The organism is Nocardioides sp. Z43_10 (assembly GCF_059766615.1).
Genome location: NZ_JCBAJY010000004.1, coordinates 319974 through 335701, shown reverse-complemented (window position 1 = coordinate 335701; position 15728 = coordinate 319974). Strand labels below are relative to the sequence as shown.

The following is a 15728-nucleotide window of genomic DNA, read 5'->3' as shown; positions in this document are numbered from 1 at the left end:
GCCGCGGGGGGCCGCGGAAGGCGCGTTCGCGCGCCTGTGGATAGCCGGTGCCGGCTCAGAGCCGGGGCGCCACGCAGACCGCGACCATGCCGGGCCCGACGTGCGCGCCCAGCACCGCCCCCAGCTCGCCGCAGTCGACCTCACGCTCGGCCAGGTTCGCCTGCAGCCGCTCGGTGAGCCGCTCGCGCAGCTGCCCGGCGCGGTCCGTGCTGGCCAGGTGGTAGACCCCGACGTCGACCTGGTCGTCGCCGGCCGCCTCCACCGCGAGGTCCTCCAGCCGGCTCAGCGCCCGGCCCGAGGTGCGGATCCGCTCGTAGGAGGCGATCCGGCCCTCGTCGATGCGCAGCAGCGGCTTGAGCGCCAGCGCGCTGCCGAACAGCGCGGCGGCCGCGCCGATCCGGCCCCCGCGGCGCAGGTACTCCAAGGTGTCGACGTAGAACAGCGAGGTGGTCGCGGCGGCCCGGCGCAGCGCCGCCTCGCCGGCCTCGTCGAGGCTGCCCCCCGCGTCCAGCACGTCGGCGGCGGCCAGCGCCGCGAAGCCGGTGCCCGGCCCGACCTGCCGGGTGTCCACCGGTACGACGCGCACCGGCGACTCCCCCGCCCCCAGCTCGCGGGCCGCCAGCTGGGCGGACTCGAACGTGCCGCTCATGTCCGCCGACAGGTGCACCGAGAGGATCTCCTGCGCCCCCTGCGCGGCGAGCCGCCGGTAGGCCTCGGCGAACACCGCCGGCGAGGGACGCGAGGTGCTGACCGGGGCCCACTTGCGCAGTGACTCCGCCACCAGCTCCGGAGTCGCGCCGCCCTCGACGCCCTCCTCGTAGACCGTGGCGCCGATGACGACCTGCAGGGGCACCACCTCGATACCGCGCTCGGCCGCCAGCTGCGCGGGCAGGCTGGCGGTCGAGTCGGTGACGATCACCCGGCGACCCTGGTCCATGGGGGGAGGCTACTGGCTGCGGCTACTGCGCGACGATGTTCACCAACTTCGGCGCCCGCACGATCACCTTGCGCACCGTCTTGCCCTCCAGGGCCCGCTGGACGGCCGGGTCGGCCAGCGCCGCGGCCTCGAGATCGGCCTCGCTGATCTGCGGCGACACCTCCAGGCGCCCCTTGACCTTGCCCTGGATCTGGACGACCGCGGTCACCGAGTCCTCGACCAGCAGCGCCTCGTCGACGACCGGCCAGCCGGCCTTGGCGACGGTGGGCTGGTGGCCCAGGCGCTCCCACATCTCCTCCGCGGCGTACGGCGCGACCAGCGACAGCAGGATCGCCACCACCTCGACGGCCTCGCGCACCGCGGGGTCGGCGGGACCGCAGCCGGAGTCAATGGCCTTGCGGGTGGCGTTGACCAGCTCCATCACCCGGGCGACCATCACGTTGAACCGGAAGGACTCCACCAGCTCCGCGGCCTCGTGCACGGTCTTGTGGGTGATCTTGCGCAGCGCCACGTCCCCGGCGCCCGGGTCGGTGCCGGGCTCGCTGGTCACGTCGCCCGAGAGCCGCCAGGCGCGCTGCAGGAAGCGCAGCGAGCCGGCCGGCGAGACGTCGGCCCAGTCGATGTTGTCCTCGGGCGGGCCGGCGAAGACCAGCGTCAGGCGCACCGCGTCGACGCCGAACTCGTTGAGCTGGTCGCCCAGGTCGACGCCGTTGCCGGCCGACTTCGACATCCGCTTGCCGCCGTTGATCACCAGGCCCTGGTTGAGCAGCGCCGTGAACGGCTCGACGAAGTCGAGCATCCCCATGTCGTGCAGGACCTTGGTGAAGAAGCGCGAGTAGAGCAGGTGCAGCACGGCGTGCTCGACGCCGCCGACGTACTGGTCGACGGGGCCCCAGCGGCGCACCTCCTCGACGTCGAAGGGGCCCTCGGTGTAGTTCGGCGAGCAGTAGCGCAGGAAGTACCACGACGAGTCCACGAACGTGTCCATGGTGTCGGAGTCGCGCTTGGCCGGCGCCCCGCACGAGGGGCACTCGACGTTCACCCAGTCGGAGGCGGCCGCCAGCGGCGACTCACCCTTGGGCTTGAGGTCGGCGCCCTTGAGCTCGGGCAGCACCACCGGCAGCTGCTCCTCGGGGACCGGCACCTCGCCGCAGGCCTCGCAGTGGATGATCGGGATCGGGCAGCCCCAGAAGCGCTGGCGGCTGAGCAGCCAGTCGCGCAGCCGGAAGTTGACCGCGCCCTTGCCGCGGCCGGCGGCCTCGAGCTCCTCGATGGTGGCGCTGATCCCAGCGGCCTTGTCGCTGAGCCCGTCCAGGGAGCCGGAGTTCACGTAGGTGCCGTTGCCGGTGGTGGCGACGTAGGTCTCCTCCGGGTTGTCCTCCCCGGTGTCGACGACGCGGCGCACCGGCAGGTCGAAGGCCTTCGCGAAGTCGAGGTCGCGCTGGTCGTGCGCGGGCACCGCCATGATCGCGCCGGTGCCGTAGTCGGCCAGCACGTAGTCGGCGGCCCAGACCGGGATCTGCTCGCCGTTGACCGGGTTGGTCGCGGTGACCCCGAGCGGGACGCCGGTCTTGGGGCGGTCGGTGGCGAGCCGCTCGATGTCGGACTCCTTGCGGATCTGCTCGCGGTAGGCGTCGTAGGCCGCGCGCTGCTCGGGGGCGCAGATCTCGCCGGCCAGCGCGGCGTCCGCGGCGACCACCATGAACGTCGCCCCGTGCAGGGTGTCGGGCCGGGTGGTGTAGACGGTGACGGTGCGCGTCGAGCCGTCGGCCAGGGTCAGGTCGAAGTCGACGTGGGCGCCCTCGGAGCGGCCGATCCAGTTCCGCTGCAGGGTCAGCACCCGCTCGGGCCAGGTGCCCTTGAGCTGCTCCATGTCGTCGAGCAGGCGCTGGGCGTAGTCGGTGACCTTGAAGTACCACTGGGTCAGCTCGCGCTTGGTGACCTCGGCGCCGCAGCGCTCGCAGGCGCCGTCGACGACCTGCTCGTTGGCCAGCACCGTCTGGTCGTTGGGGCACCAGTTGACCGGCGAGGACTTGCGGTAGGCCAGCCCGCGCTCGCGGAACTTCAGGAACAGCCACTGGGTCCACTTGTAGTACTCGACGTCGGAGGTGTGCAACCGGCGCGACCAGTCGAAGCTGACCGCGTACTTCTTGAACGACGCGGCCTGGGTCTCGATGTTGGCGTAGGTGTAGGTCGCCGGGTGCTCGTCGCGCTTGATGGCGGCGTTCTCGGCGGGCAGGCCGAAGGAGTCCCAGCCGATCGGGTTCATCACCTCGTAGCCCTGCTGCCACCAGTAGCGGGCGAGCACGTCGTGCAGCGCGGTCACCTCGGCGTGACCCATGTGCAGGTCGCCGGAGGGGTAGGGGAACATCGTCAGGGCGTACTTCTTCTCGCGCGGCGAGTCGTCGTCGGCGGTGAAGGGGTCGAGCCGGTCCCAGACCTGCTGCCACTTCTCCTGCACGGCCACCACGTCGTACGTCGTGGCCCCGTCCTGCTCGACCTCGTGCTGCTGCGTGCCGTCCTGGCTCATCGTGTGCCCTTTCCGGGGTGCTCGGAGCGTCGCGCCCCTGCTCCTGACATGAAAAAACCCCTCACACGGAGGGGCGGCCGCGCGGTCGTTTGGCGATCAGCGCGGCTGGGGAAGAAGCAGGAACTGCGTACCCATGTCGGTCATGCTACCGCTCGTCAGGAGCCGCCTTGCCCCCCATCACCCGACGCCGGCCCCGTCACCGGCTGCGTCTGCTGCCGGGGATGCTCACCGCCGCCCTGCTGCTGCCGCTCGCCGCGTGCGGCGAGGACTCCTCCGCCGGTACCGCGCCGGAGCCGCCGTCGGGCTCGACCTCGACCTCGACCTCGGGCTCGGTCTCGCCGTCGCCGTCGTTGTCGCCGTCGGGCGAGGCCTCGCCGGCCGACCCGGTCGCGGGCACCCCCACCCCGCCGGGCACCGAGCTGGCGATCGGGGACACCGCCGACCTGCCCGTCTCCTTCGGCCGGGCCAAGGCGCTGGTGCGCTACCGGATCATCGGCCTCGAGAACGTCGCGGCGAGCGCCCTGCCCGCCGAGCAGCGCCCCGACTCCCCCGGCGCCTGGGACCTGACCTACGTGCGGATCCGGGCCACCCTGCTCGAGGGCCGGGGCGCGGCGCTGCTGAACCTGTCGGTCGGGATGAACATCGAGGGCGAGGCGGACGGCGAGTCGGTGCTGCCGGTGATCCTGTGGGAGGAGTTCGCGCCCTGCTCCGACGAGCCGCCGCCCTACGACGGCACGGGCGTGGCGGTGGGCACGACGTGGACGGCCTGCGTGCCGATCCTCACCGAGCGGCGCGCGCCGCTGGACGCCGTGGTGTTCACCAACCCCCGCAACGCCTACCGCGACCCGGTGCGCTGGGTGATCTGAGTCGGAGCGGGACACCGCCCCCGCCGGCGCGGACCCTCTAGGGTGCCAGCATGACTGTCAACGACATGTTCCGACTCGACGGCAAGGTCGCGATCGTGACCGGCGCCTCCAGCGGTCTCGGCGTCGCGTTCGCCCAGGCCCTCGCCGAGGCGGGCGCGGACCTCGCGCTCGGCGCTCGCCGTACCGACCGGCTCGAGGAGACCGCGCAGCTGGTGCGCGACCTCGGTCGGCGCGTGGTCACCGTCGCCACCGACGTCGCCGACCCGGCCGCCTGCCAGCGCCTCGTCGACACCGCGATGACCGAGCTCGGCCGCGTCGACGTGCTGGTCAACAACGCCGGCATCGGCACCGCGGTGCCGGCCACCCGGGAGGCCCCCGAGCAGTTCCGCCAGGTCATCGACGTCAACCTCAACGGCTGCTACTGGATGGCCCAGGCGTGCGGGCGGGTGATGGGCCCGGGCAGCTCGATCGTCAACATCAGCTCGGTGCTCGGCCTCACCACCGCCGGCCTGCCGCAGGCGGCGTACGCGGCCAGCAAGGCGGGCCTGATCGGTCTCACCCGCGACCTGGCCCAGCAGTGGACCGGACGCAAGGGCATCCGGGTGAACGCGATCGCGCCGGGGTTCTTCACCTCCGAGATGACCGAGCAGTACCCGCCGGGCTACCTGGAGTCCCAGCAGGCGCGGATCCCGGCGGGGCGCAAGGGCGACCCGCGCGAGCTGGCCGCGACGCTGGTGTGGATGGTCTCCCCCGCCGGCGGCTACGTCACCGGCCAGACCCTGGCCGTCGACGGCGGGATGACGATCACCTGAGCCGGGACTCAGCCCGCGGAGTCGTCGCGTGCGGGCTTGTCGAGAACGGTCTCGGGCTCCGGCTCGGCCGGTACCACCACCGGGCGCCACATCGCCCACGCCTGGAACAGCACCGCGGCCACGACCATGCCGATCCCCGCCCAGAGGTTGACGTTGACCCCGCCGGCCCGGTCGAGGTCGGCGTCGCTGGTGGACAGGAGGCCCATCGCCACCAGCACCACCCCGTAGATGCCGATCAGCGCGGCGATGAAGGTGCGGATGTCGAAGGCCCGGGCTGCCCGCTGGGCCTTCGGCTGTGCGGAGGGGCTGTCGTGCTGAGTCATGTCTCGATCCCTTGCTCGGGTCACCAGAAGAGGAAGTTGAGGCCGATCACGATGGCCAGGCCCACCGCGGCCAGCTTGGTCGGCTGCTGGAACCACGCGAGCTGCGGCTCGTCGGGGTCGCGGAAGTCCTTGCGCGGGGTCAGCGACCAGACCAGCCCGCGCAGCTCCGACTCCACCCGCGGCTTGGTGGCCAGGCTGACCACCACGCTGACCACGATGTCGAGCGCGAAGGCCACGCCCGCGGCCACGAACGCCGCGCCCTGGCCGGCCAGGCCGATCACGCCGAGGACGTCCTCGCTGAGCAGCCACACCGTGATGGCGCCGGCGGTGCCGCTGACCAGTCCCACCCAGCCGGCGGTGGCGGTCATCCGCTTCCAGAACATGCCGAGGATGAACGTCGCGAACAGCGGCGCGTTGAAGAACCCGAAGAGGGTCTGCAGGTAGTCCATGATGTTCGTGTACGACGAGGCCAGCACGGCCGTGCCGATGGCGGCCACGGTGGCGCCGACGGTGGCCCAGCGCCCCACCGCCGTGTAGTACTCGTCGGGCTTGTCCTTCTTCACGTAGGTCTGCCACAGGTCGTAGCTGAAGACCGTGTTGAAGGCCGAGATGTTGGCCGCCATGCCCGCCATGAACGACGCCAGCAGGCCGGCGATCGCGACCCCGAGCATGCCGCTGGGCAGCAGGTCGCGCATCAGGTAGAGGATCGAGTCGTTGTAGGAGGCCCCGTTGTCCTCCCCCGCCTTGAGGTCGATCAGCTCGGTGACCAGGACCGCCGCGATCATGCCGGGGATCACCACGATGAACGGGATGAACATCTTCGGGAAGGCGCCGATGATCGGGGCCCGCTGGGCGGCCGACATCGAGCTGGAGGCCATCGCCCGCTGGACCTCGACGAAGTTCGTGGTCCAGTAGCCGAACGACAACACGAAGCCGAGGCCGAAGACGATGCCGATCACCGAGAGCACCGGGCTGTCGAAGCCGCTCAGCGCGGTGCCCGGCCACGAGGAGAGCTGCTCGGCGCCGCCGGGGCTGGCGGTGACCCTCTCGGTGAAGCCGCTCCAGCCACCGACCTTGTGCAGGCCCACCAGCGTCAGCGGGACCAGCGCGGCGACGATCACGAAGAACTGCAGCACCTCGTTGTAGATGGCCGCGGACAGTCCGCCCAGCGCGGTGTAGGTGAGCACCACCACCGCGGCCACCACCAGCGAGACCCACAGCGACCAGCCCAGCAGCACCTCGACGATCGAGGCGAGCAGGAACAGGTTGATGCCGGCGATCAGCAGCTGGGCGACCGCGAAGCTGAGCGCGTTGACCAGGTGCGCCCCGGTGCCGAACCGACGGCGCATGAACTCCGGCACGCTGCGCACCTGGGAGCCGTAGTAGAACGGCATCATCACGATGCCGAGGAACAGCATCGCCGGCACCGCGCCGATCCAGAAGTAGTGCATGGTCGCCACGCCGTAGCTGGCGCCGTTGGCGGACATGCCGACGATCTCGACCGCGCCCAGGTTGGCCGAGACGAAGGCCAGACCGGTCACCCAGGCCGGCAGGCTGCGCCCGGAGAGGAAGAAGTCGATGCTGCTCGAGATCGAGCGCCGCGCCAGGATCCCGACGCCCAGGACGAAGGCGAAGTAGATCGCCACCAGCAGGTAGTCGACCCACTGCGCGTCGAGTCGTAGCGATTGTTCTGCGGCAGTGAGCACGCGGTCCTCCCGGGAGTCAGGACCCGCGCGTGCGGGCCATCGGAGCGTTACCCCCCTAGCGATGCCTCCATGCCTGGCAGTGAGATGCGCGACTCGCGCTGGAACGCCGCGGGCGTGGTCCCGGTCCACCGCTTGAAGGCGTGGATGAAGCTCGACGCCTCCGCGTAGCCCAGCCGCTGGGCGACGTCCTCGACGGTGAGCGCGCTGCCGCCTCGGCTGCCCAGCAGCTCCTCGGCCAGCGACTGACGGACCTCGTCGAGCAGGGCCCGATAGCTGGTGCCGGCCTCCTCCAGGCGCCGGCGCAGGGTGCGCGGGCTGATCCGCAGGGCGGCGGCGGTCTGCTCCATCCCGCCGCCGAAGGCCACCTGCTGGGTGAGCAGCACCCGCACCTGCTGGGTGATCCCGCTGCGGACCCGGCGCCGGGCCACCGCGTCGTGACACAGCGCCTCGCACAGCGCCACGGTCTGCGGGTTCGCCTGCGGCAGCGGCCGGTGCAGGTGGGCCGCCTCGAAGGCGAAGCTGGTGCGCGGCGCGGCGAAGCGCGGCATCGTCGCCAGCACCTGGCGGTACGGCGCGGGATCCGCCGGCGCGGGGAACGCCAGCTGGACCTCGAGCAGCGGGACCCCGCCGGGGACGAGCTCGCCGAGCACCGTGTGGATGGCGGCCAGGTCGCGCTCGACCAGGAAGCGGCGCACGTCGGTGGGCAGGCCGGTGCCGTCGACGACGACCCGGACCAGGTCGCCCTCGATCCGCGCCCGCGGGATCCCAAAGGTGAAGCTGAGGTCGATGAACCGCAGGGCAAGGTTGACCGCGTCGAGCACGGTGCGGCTACTGAGCAGGGCGAAGCCGAAGATCCCGAAGGTGCTCACGTGGTAGCGGCTGCCGACCTCCACCCCCGGCGCGTGCCCGAGCGAGTCGCGGGTGCCGGCGAGCAGGTTGCGGACCACGTGCAGCTCCTGGCCGGCGGTGACCTCGCGCTCGGGCTGGGCCAGGTCGGCCACCGTGAGACCGGTGCCGCTCAGCGCGCCGGCGGCGTCGAGGCCCCGCTGCGCGGCGTACTGGACGAGCAGCGCGACCCCGCTGACGCTGCGGGGGAAGTCCCAGCCTCGCGCGGCCGGCTCCTCCAGGGTGGCCGCGGGCGCAGAGGACGTCATGGCCGCAATTATGGATCCATCTGTCCGCGGATGTCTCGTGAGTCACACCCACGGGCCCTACCGTCACCCCATGCCGACTTCCGCGCGCCCGCAGACCGAGCCGTCCAGCGCCCCCTCCCCCGGGCCACGCCCGCCCGGTCCCCGGGTGCTCGTCATCGGCGCCGGGTTCGGCGGCCTGGGCGCCGGCATGGCGCTGCTGCGGGCCGGGTTCAGCGACCTGACCATCGTCGAGCGGGCCGACGAGGTCGGCGGCGTGTGGCGCGACAACACCTACCCGAACGCCGCCTGCGACGTGCCGTCCGCGCTCTACTCCTGGTCGTTCGCGCCGAACCCCGACTGGGGGCGGCGCTACCCCGGCCAGCCCGAGATCCTCGACTACGTGCGTCGCACGGCCCGCGAGAGCGGGGTGCTCGACCACGTCCGGACCGGCGCGGAGGTCGTCTGCGCCACGTGGCACGAGGAGACCCGCAGCTGGGAGGTCGAGCTCGCCGGCGGCGAGGTGCTCGAGGCCGACGTGCTGGTCCCGGCCGTGGGCCAGCTCTCCCGTCCTGTGGTGCCCGAGCTCCCGGGCCGCGAGAGCTTCGCCGGCCCCGCGTTCCACTCCGCGCAGTGGCGCCACGACGTGGACCTGCGCGGCAAGCGGGTCGCGGTGCTCGGCACCGGCGCCAGCGCCATCCAGTTCGTGCCCGGGATCGTCGACGACGTCGCCGCGATGACGGTCTTCCAGCGCTCCGCGCCGTACGTCGTGCCGAAGCCGGACCGGGCCTACACCGACCTGCACCACCGGGCGTTCGCGCGCTGGCCGCGCACCCAGCGCTTCGGCCGGCGGCTCACCTGGGTGCTCTCCGAGCGGCTCAACGCGGCCCTGACCACCGGCACCCCGATCGCCACGGCGATGGAGCTCGCCTGGCGCACCCAGCTGCGCCTGCAGGTGCGCGACGCCGGGCTGCGCGCCCGGCTGGTGCCCGACTACCCGCTGGGGTGCAAGCGGATGCTGTTCTCCAACGACTGGTACCCCGCCCTCGCACGCCCCCACGTCGACGTGGTCACCGAGCACGTCGCCGAGGTGCTGCCGCACGGGGTGCGCACCACCGACGGACGCGTCCACGAGGCCGACGTGCTGATCTGGGGCACCGGGTTCGCCGCCACCGAGTTCCTGGCCCCGATGACCGTGCGCGGCGTCGGCGGCCGCGACCTGCACGAGCACTGGGCCGACGGCGCCCGCGCCCACCTCGGGATGACCGTGCCCGGCTTCCCGCAGCTGTTCCTGGTCTACGGGCCGAACACGAACCTGGGCGGCAGCTCGATCATCACCATGATGGAGGCCCAGTCCGGCTACCTGGTCCAGGCCGTCCGGGCTCTCGCCGAGGGCCGCGTCGAGCGCCTCGACGTCCGCCCCGAGATCGCCGACGACTTCGACGCCGAGATGCAGTCCCGGCTCGGCGACAGCGTGTGGACCGCGTGCCTGAGCTGGTACCGCGAGGACGGGGGCCGGGTCACCACGAACTGGCCGGGGCTGGTCAAGGAGTACCAGGCACGCACGGCCAAGCTGGACCTGCGCGACTTCACCGTCACCGCGCCGGCCCGGCGCGAGCGGGTCGGGGGCGCGCGATGAGCGGCCGCTTCGACTACGACGTGCTCGTCGTCGGGTCGGGGTTCGGCGGCAGCGTCAGCGCGCTGCGGCTGACCGAGAAGGGCTACCGGGTCGGCGTCGTGGAGGCGGGCCGGCGCTTCGCCGACGACGAGTTCGCCACCACCTCGTGGAAGGTGCGCGACTACCTCTTCGTGCCGGCCCTGCGCTGCTTCGGCATCCAGCGGATGACGCTGCTGCGCAACGTGCTGGTGCTCAGCGGCGCCGGGGTCGGCGGCGGCTCCCTGGTCTACGCCAACACCCTCTACGAGCCGTCCGAGGCGTTCTTCCGCGACCCGTCCTGGAGCCACCTCACCGACTGGCGCGACGAGCTGGCGCCCTGCTACGACCAGGCCAAGCGGATGCTGGGGGCCGCGACGTACCCCTGGACGAGCCCGTCGGACGAGGTGATGCGCGGCGTCGCCGAGGACCTCGGCGTGGGGCACACCTTCAGCCCCACCCAGGTCGGCGTGCTGTTCGGCGACAGCCTCGGCAAGGAGCGCGGCGAGCGGGTCGATGACCCCTACTTCGGCGGCGTCGGCCCCGCGCGCAACGCCTGCCGCAACTGCGGGGAGTGCATGACCGGGTGCCGGCACAACGCCAAGAACACCCTGGTCAAGAACTACCTCCACCTCGCCGAGCGCGCCGGCGCCGTGGTGCACCCGCTGACCACGGTCACCGACGTCCGCCCGCTGCCCGGCGGCGGCTACCGGGTCACCACCCAGCGCACCGGGCGGCCGGGCTGGCTGGGCCGGACGACGCGGCGCACCTTCACCGCCGAGCAGGTGGTGATCTCCGCCGCCGCCCTGGGCACCCAGCGGCTGTTGCACCGGCTGCGCGACCGCGGCAGCCTGCCCGGGATCTCCGCGCGGCTGGGCGAGCTGACCCGCACCAACTCCGAGGCGATCCTCGCGGTCCGCGCGCGCGGCGACGACGTCGACTACTCCGAGGGGGTGGCGATCACGTCCTCGGTCCAGCTCGACGAGCACACCCACGTGGAGCCGGTGCGCTACGGCCCCGGCAGCAACGCGATGGGGCTGCTCAGCGCGGTGCTCACCGACGTCGAGGAGGGCCGGCGGCGCTGGCTGCTGGGCCTGCGCGGGATGCTGCGCGACCGCCGCGACCTGCGCCGGCTGCACGACCCGCGCCGCTGGTCGCAGCAGGCGATCACGCTGCTGGTGATGCAGACCCTCGACAACTCGCTCACGACGTTCACCCGGTGGCGGCCCTGGGGCCGCACGATGACCACCCGGCAGGGCACCGGCGAGCCCAACCCCACCTGGATCCCGGCCGCGCACGCGGTCGCCCGCCAGGTCGCCGAGCGCATCGACGGGATCCCGAACGGGACCTGGGCCGACCTCCTCGACATCCCCACCACCGGCCACCTGATCGGCGGCTGCCCGATGGGGGCGAGCGCCGAGGAGGGCGTGGTGGACCCCTACCATCGCGTGCACGGCTACCGGGGTCTGCACGTGATCGACGGCTCGACGGTGTCGGCCAACCTGGGCGTCAACCCGTCGCTGACGATCACCGCGATGGCCGAGCGGGCCGTCTCGCTGTGGCCGAACGCCGGCACCCCCGACCCCCGGCCCGAGCCGGGTACCGGCTACCGGCGCGTCTCCCCCGTCGCGCCGCTGCACCCCGTCGTACCGCCCACCGCGCCGGCCGCCCTGCGGCTGCCGCTGTTCATCAAGGAGCCCTCGTGACCGAGTCCGTCGAGTACCCACCCGAGCCGTGGAACCTGGCCGGCGCCGGCCAGATCACCGTGTGGCGGGTGCCCGTCGCGGCGCTGCCGGTGTTGCCCACCGGCGTGCGTCCGCTCGCGGTGCGCGGTCGGGCCCTGGCGGTCACCGCGTTCGTCTCCTACTCCGAGGCCGGGCAGATGGCCTACGACGAGCTGCTCGCCGCCGTCGTGGTGCGCCACGGCCGCGGCGGCGCGCTCTCGATCACCGACATCTGGGTCGACTCCCCCGCCTCCCGCGCCGGGGGCCGTGCGCTGTGGGGCATCCCCAAGGAGATGGCCGCCTTCACCACCACCGCGGAGCCGGCCCGGACCGTGCGCTCGGCGGCGCTGGCCCCCGGCGCGGGAGCCGGTCACGCTCCCCTGGCCCATGCCTGGTTCGCCCCGCGCCGGCCGCCCGCCGTACCGCTGCCCACGCTGCCCGGCCGCGTCGTGCAGACCCTCGGGGAGACGACCGTGGCCAGCCGGATCCGGGCCGGCGGCCGGGTCCGGACGGCCCGCGCCGGCTGGACGTTCTCCGCCGAGGGGCCGCTGCACTGGCTGCGCGAGGCCCGGCCGGTGACGAGCCTGGTCGCCGACGACTTCGCGATGTCCTTCGGGCCGCGGCTTCAGGGCTCGATCAGACCGACCCGGATGGCGTAGCGGGTCAGCTCGGTGCGGTCGCGCATGCCGAGCTTGCCCAGCACGTTCTCGCGGTGCCGCTCGACGGTGCGCACGCTGATCACCAGCAGCCGGGCGATCTCGCGCGAGGAGTGGCCCTCGGCGATCAGCTTGACCACCTCGTCCTCCCGGGCGGTGAGCACCGCGCGCGGCAGCCGCTCCCCGCGACGCTGCCGCTCGAGGTAGTCGCGCACCAGCACGCTCTCCGCGCCGGGGTAGAGGAACGAGTCGCCGCGCAGCGCGGCCCGGCAGGCGTCGACCAGGTCCCGGTCGGCCGCCGACTTGAGCACGTAGCCCGAGGCCCCGACGCGCAGCGACTCGAAGAAGTACTGCTCGTTGTCGTGCATGGTCAGCATCAGCATCCGGGGCGGGTCCGGGCGCCGGGAGATCTCGCGTGCGGCCTGGAGTCCGGTCAGTCGCGGCATCGCGATGTCGAGCACCACCAGGTCCACCGCGGTGGTGCGCAGCAGCTCGACGGCCTCGGCGCCGTCCCCGGCCTCGGCGACCACGGCGAGGTCGGGCTGCTGGTCCAGGATCAGCCGTACGCCGCGGCGCACCAGCGCGTGGTCGTCGGCGAGCAGCACCCGCGCGGGCTCGGGGCCCGCCGCGCTCGGGGTACTCACCGGCGCCCCGGCGCGGGTGCGTCGGCGTGCGGGACCGGGACCCGCAGCGTCACCTGGGTCCCGCCGCCGTCGCGGCGCCGTACCTCGACGGTGCCGCCGACCAGCGTGGCCCGCTCGTGCATCCCGCGCAGGCCGGTCCCCCGGGCATCGCGGGCGATCCCCACCCCGTCGTCGAGGACGCGGAGCTCGACGACGTCCCCGCTCAGTCCCAGCTGAACCTCGACGGTGCTCGCCGTGGCGTGGCGCGCCACGTTGGTCAGGGCCTCCTGGGCGACCCGGAACACGACGAGCTCGCACCGCTGGTCGAGCGCGGGCAGACCGGGGGTGATCCCGCGCCGTACCAGGGTGTCGGTGGGCCCGAAGAGGTCGGTGGTCAGGGCGGCCAGTGCGCTGCGCAGCCCCAGGTCGTCGAGGACGTCGGGACGCAGGCTGCGCGCCACCGCTCGGACCTCCTCCAGCGCGGCGCGGGTGGCCTCCTGGATCCGTTCCAGGTGGGGCCGGGCCTCGCCCGGCTCCGACCGCGCCGCCAGGCTGACGTCGAGCAGAAGGGCGGTCAGCGACTGGCCCACTCCGTCGTGCAGCTCCTGTGCGATGCGGGCGCGCTCGGCCTCCTGGGCCGCCAACGCCGCCGCGTCGCTCTCCCGCTGGGCGGTGGCCATCCGCGCGAGCAGGTCGTTGACCGCGTCGGCCAGCTCCCGCGCCACCGGAGCGTTCGGAACCGGGACGGGATCGGGCACCCGCTCCACCCCGTCGGCACCCCGCGTCCGCTCCAGGTCGAGCACCAGCCGGTCCAGCGGCCCGAGGGTACGACTCAGCAGCACGGCGTTGGCGGCGACGAGCACGACCAGCCCGACCCCGAGCACCACGACCTCCGAGACCACCGGGCGCGACGAGACGGTCGCCGGCGAGAAGGCGAGCAGGGCCGTGCCGGCCGCGAAGATCGCCGCGTTGGTGGCGATCACCCGCAGCGACAGGGAGGGCGGGCGGACACCGGGCATGGCGTCACCCTCACGCACCCCGATCCCGGCTGTCCACGCCGGGGTCCGCGCACCCGGCACAGGGCGTACGGCGGAGGTCGGGAGGCCGCGCGGGCCCGCGACCGGTGCGGGTGGTCGCCCGCGGGAAGTGGGGAGCGGTCCCCATAGGGCCGCAGGCGACGAGCGAGAAGGATCGAGCCATGCCCTCGACCAGCGCACTCCCCCTCGAGCCGCCTCGGTGAGCCTCTACCTGGCGATCCTCGGCGGCACGCTCGTCCTGCTCGCCGGGGTGGCCGCGGTGCGGGTCTCCGTACGCGCCGGGCTGCCCAGCCTGCTGCTCTACCTCGCCCTCGGTCTGGCGATCGGTGAGGCCGGGCTGGGGCTGCAGTTCGAGGACGCCGACCTCACCATGCTGCTCGGCACCCTGGCGCTCGCGGTGATCCTGGGTGAGGGGGGCTTCACCACCCGGTGGTCGGTGGTGCGGCCCGTGGTCGGGCTGGCCGGATTGCTCGCCACGGTCGGCGTCGCGATCAGCGTCGCGGTCACGGCCGGGCTGGCCCACTGGCTGCTCGGCGTGGACGCCCGCACCGCGATCCTGCTCGGGGCGGTGGTGGGCTCCACCGACGCGGCCGCCGTCTTCTCGGTGATGCGGCGCCTGCCGATCCGGTCCCGCGTCCGGGCCACGCTCGAGGCGGAGTCCGGGTTCAACGACCCGCCGGTGATCATCCTGGTCACGGTGGTCACCAGCGACGCCTGGGAGGCGGCCGACCCCTGGACGATCGGCGGACAGGTGGTCTACCAGCTCGTCGGGGGCATCCTGATCGGGCTGGCCGTGGCCCGGCTCGGCCAGTGGCTGCTCTCGCGCAGCGCGCTGCCGTCGGCCGGGCTCTACCCGCTCGCCACGATCGCGATCATGTTCCTCGCGTTCGCCTCCGCCGGCGCCCTCCAGGCCAGCGCGCTGATGGCGATCTACGTGGCGGGGCTCTGGCTCGGCAACGCTCCCCTGCCGCACCGCCGGGCCACGGCCGGCTTCAGCGAGGGCCTGGCCTGGCTGGCCCAGATCGGCCTGTTCGTGCTGCTCGGCCTGCTGGCCAGCCCCGGGCGCCTGCTCGACGCGCTGCCCGCCGCGGCCCTGGTCGGGCTCGCCCTCACCTTCGTGGCCCGCCCGCTGTCGGTCGCCGCCTGCGCGTCCTGGTGGCGCATCCCCTGGCGGGAGCAGGCGTTCATGTCGTGGGCGGGACTGCGTGGTGCCGTGCCGATCGTGCTGGCGACGATCCCGATCACCCAGGGCATCCCGGACGCCGCCCGGATCTTCGACGTCGTCTTCCTCCTCGTGGTCGTCTTCACGCTGCTGCAGGCGCCCGTGCTGCCGTGGCTCGCGCGGCGTACCGGGGTGGCGGTGACGTCCGGCACCCAGGAGCTCGAGGTCGAGTCCGCGCCGCTGGAGGAGATGGGCGCCAGCCTGCTGCAACTGCGGGTGCCGCCCGGCTCGCGGCTGGCGGGGGTGCACATCCACGAGCTGCGGCTGCCCGGGAACGCCGCCCTCGCGCTGGTGCACCGCGACGGCGAGATCTTCGTGCCCGACACGCACACCACGCTGCGCAGCGGCGACCACCTACTGCTGGTCGCCTCCGACGACGTGCGCGAGCTGACCGAACGACGGTTGCGGGCGGTGGGGCGTCAGGGGCGGCTCGCCTTCTGGCTCGGGGAGCGTGGAAGCCCCGAGGAGGTCGTCGCCTGAGGTGGGGGCCGGGTGGATGCGGGGTGGC

General features: G+C 73.3%; 13 protein-coding genes. 6 read left to right on the top strand and 7 right to left on the bottom strand.

What is annotated here, in order from left to right; translation table 11 throughout:
• Positions 1-55: 55 nt before the first annotated feature.
• Positions 56-937 (bottom strand): DegV family protein, encoded by an 882-nt coding sequence (locus tag AC6EI4_RS09885; protein WP_498451337.1) that lies wholly within the window; start codon positions 935-937, stop codon positions 56-58.
• 22 nt (positions 938-959) lie between these two features.
• On the bottom strand, positions 960-3467 hold the full coding sequence (gene leuS, locus AC6EI4_RS09880; protein WP_498451336.1) for a leucine--tRNA ligase: 2508 nt from the start codon (positions 3465-3467) through the stop codon (positions 960-962).
• 167 nt (positions 3468-3634) lie between these two features.
• Between leuS and AC6EI4_RS09875 the strand changes: the two genes are divergently transcribed.
• Entirely contained in the window at positions 3635-4333 is a 699-nt protein-coding gene (locus AC6EI4_RS09875; RefSeq protein WP_498451335.1) for a hypothetical protein, read from the top strand.
• Between the two features lie 50 nt (positions 4334-4383).
• Positions 4384-5145, top strand: a complete 762-nt coding sequence (locus AC6EI4_RS09870; RefSeq protein WP_498422565.1) for an SDR family NAD(P)-dependent oxidoreductase — start codon at positions 4384-4386, stop codon at positions 5143-5145.
• Between the two features lie 8 nt (positions 5146-5153).
• On the opposite strand, the gene AC6EI4_RS09865 is transcribed toward AC6EI4_RS09870, so the two are convergent.
• From AC6EI4_RS09865 to AC6EI4_RS09855, 3 genes are read right to left on the bottom strand one after another with little or no spacing between them, the layout of a single operon-like run.
• Entirely contained in the window at positions 5154-5468 is a 315-nt protein-coding gene (locus AC6EI4_RS09865) for a hypothetical protein (RefSeq protein WP_498451334.1), read from the bottom strand.
• Positions 5469-5488: 20 nt separating this feature from the next.
• Positions 5489-7174, bottom strand: a complete 1686-nt coding sequence (locus AC6EI4_RS09860) for a sodium:solute symporter family protein (RefSeq protein ID WP_498422563.1) — start codon at positions 7172-7174, stop codon at positions 5489-5491.
• Between the two features lie 47 nt (positions 7175-7221).
• Positions 7222-8328: an AraC family transcriptional regulator gene (locus AC6EI4_RS09855; protein ID WP_498451333.1), complete on the bottom strand. Its 1107-nt coding sequence runs from the start codon at positions 8326-8328 to the stop codon at positions 7222-7224.
• Positions 8329-8398: 70 nt separating this feature from the next.
• Here AC6EI4_RS09855 and AC6EI4_RS09850 point away from each other — a divergent pair, with 70 nt between their 5' ends.
• The 3 genes from AC6EI4_RS09850 to AC6EI4_RS09840 are packed head-to-tail and all read left to right on the top strand — an operon-like array spanning position 8399 to position 12341.
• A complete protein-coding gene (locus AC6EI4_RS09850; protein ID WP_498451332.1) occupies positions 8399-9943 on the top strand; it encodes a flavin-containing monooxygenase in 1545 nt (514 codons plus the stop codon).
• Positions 9940-11664 carry a GMC oxidoreductase gene (locus tag AC6EI4_RS09845; RefSeq protein WP_498451331.1) on the top strand — a complete coding sequence of 575 codons (1725 nt, stop codon included), beginning with the start codon at positions 9940-9942 and terminating at the stop codon, positions 11662-11664. Before AC6EI4_RS09850 ends, AC6EI4_RS09845 begins: the two co-directional genes overlap by 4 nt.
• Positions 11661-12341, top strand: a complete 681-nt coding sequence (locus AC6EI4_RS09840; RefSeq protein ID WP_498422558.1) for an acetoacetate decarboxylase family protein — start codon at positions 11661-11663, stop codon at positions 12339-12341. The genes AC6EI4_RS09845 and AC6EI4_RS09840 overlap by 4 nt, the downstream gene beginning before the upstream one ends.
• On the opposite strand, the gene AC6EI4_RS09835 is transcribed toward AC6EI4_RS09840, so the two are convergent.
• Together AC6EI4_RS09835 and AC6EI4_RS09830 are read right to left on the bottom strand one after the other, a co-directional pair.
• Complete coding sequence (locus AC6EI4_RS09835) at positions 12308-12982, bottom strand: response regulator (RefSeq protein ID WP_498451330.1); 675 nt, start codon at positions 12980-12982, stop codon at positions 12308-12310. The genes AC6EI4_RS09840 and AC6EI4_RS09835 overlap by 34 nt on opposite strands.
• Complete coding sequence (locus AC6EI4_RS09830) at positions 12979-13980, bottom strand: sensor histidine kinase (protein ID WP_498451329.1); 1002 nt, start codon at positions 13978-13980, stop codon at positions 12979-12981. The genes AC6EI4_RS09835 and AC6EI4_RS09830 overlap by 4 nt, the downstream gene beginning before the upstream one ends.
• A gap of 217 nt (positions 13981-14197) precedes the next feature.
• Between AC6EI4_RS09830 and AC6EI4_RS09825 the strand changes: the two genes are divergently transcribed.
• Positions 14198-15700: a potassium/proton antiporter gene (locus AC6EI4_RS09825; protein WP_498451328.1), complete on the top strand. Its 1503-nt coding sequence runs from the start codon at positions 14198-14200 to the stop codon at positions 15698-15700.
• The last annotated feature ends 28 nt before the right edge of the window (positions 15701-15728 follow it).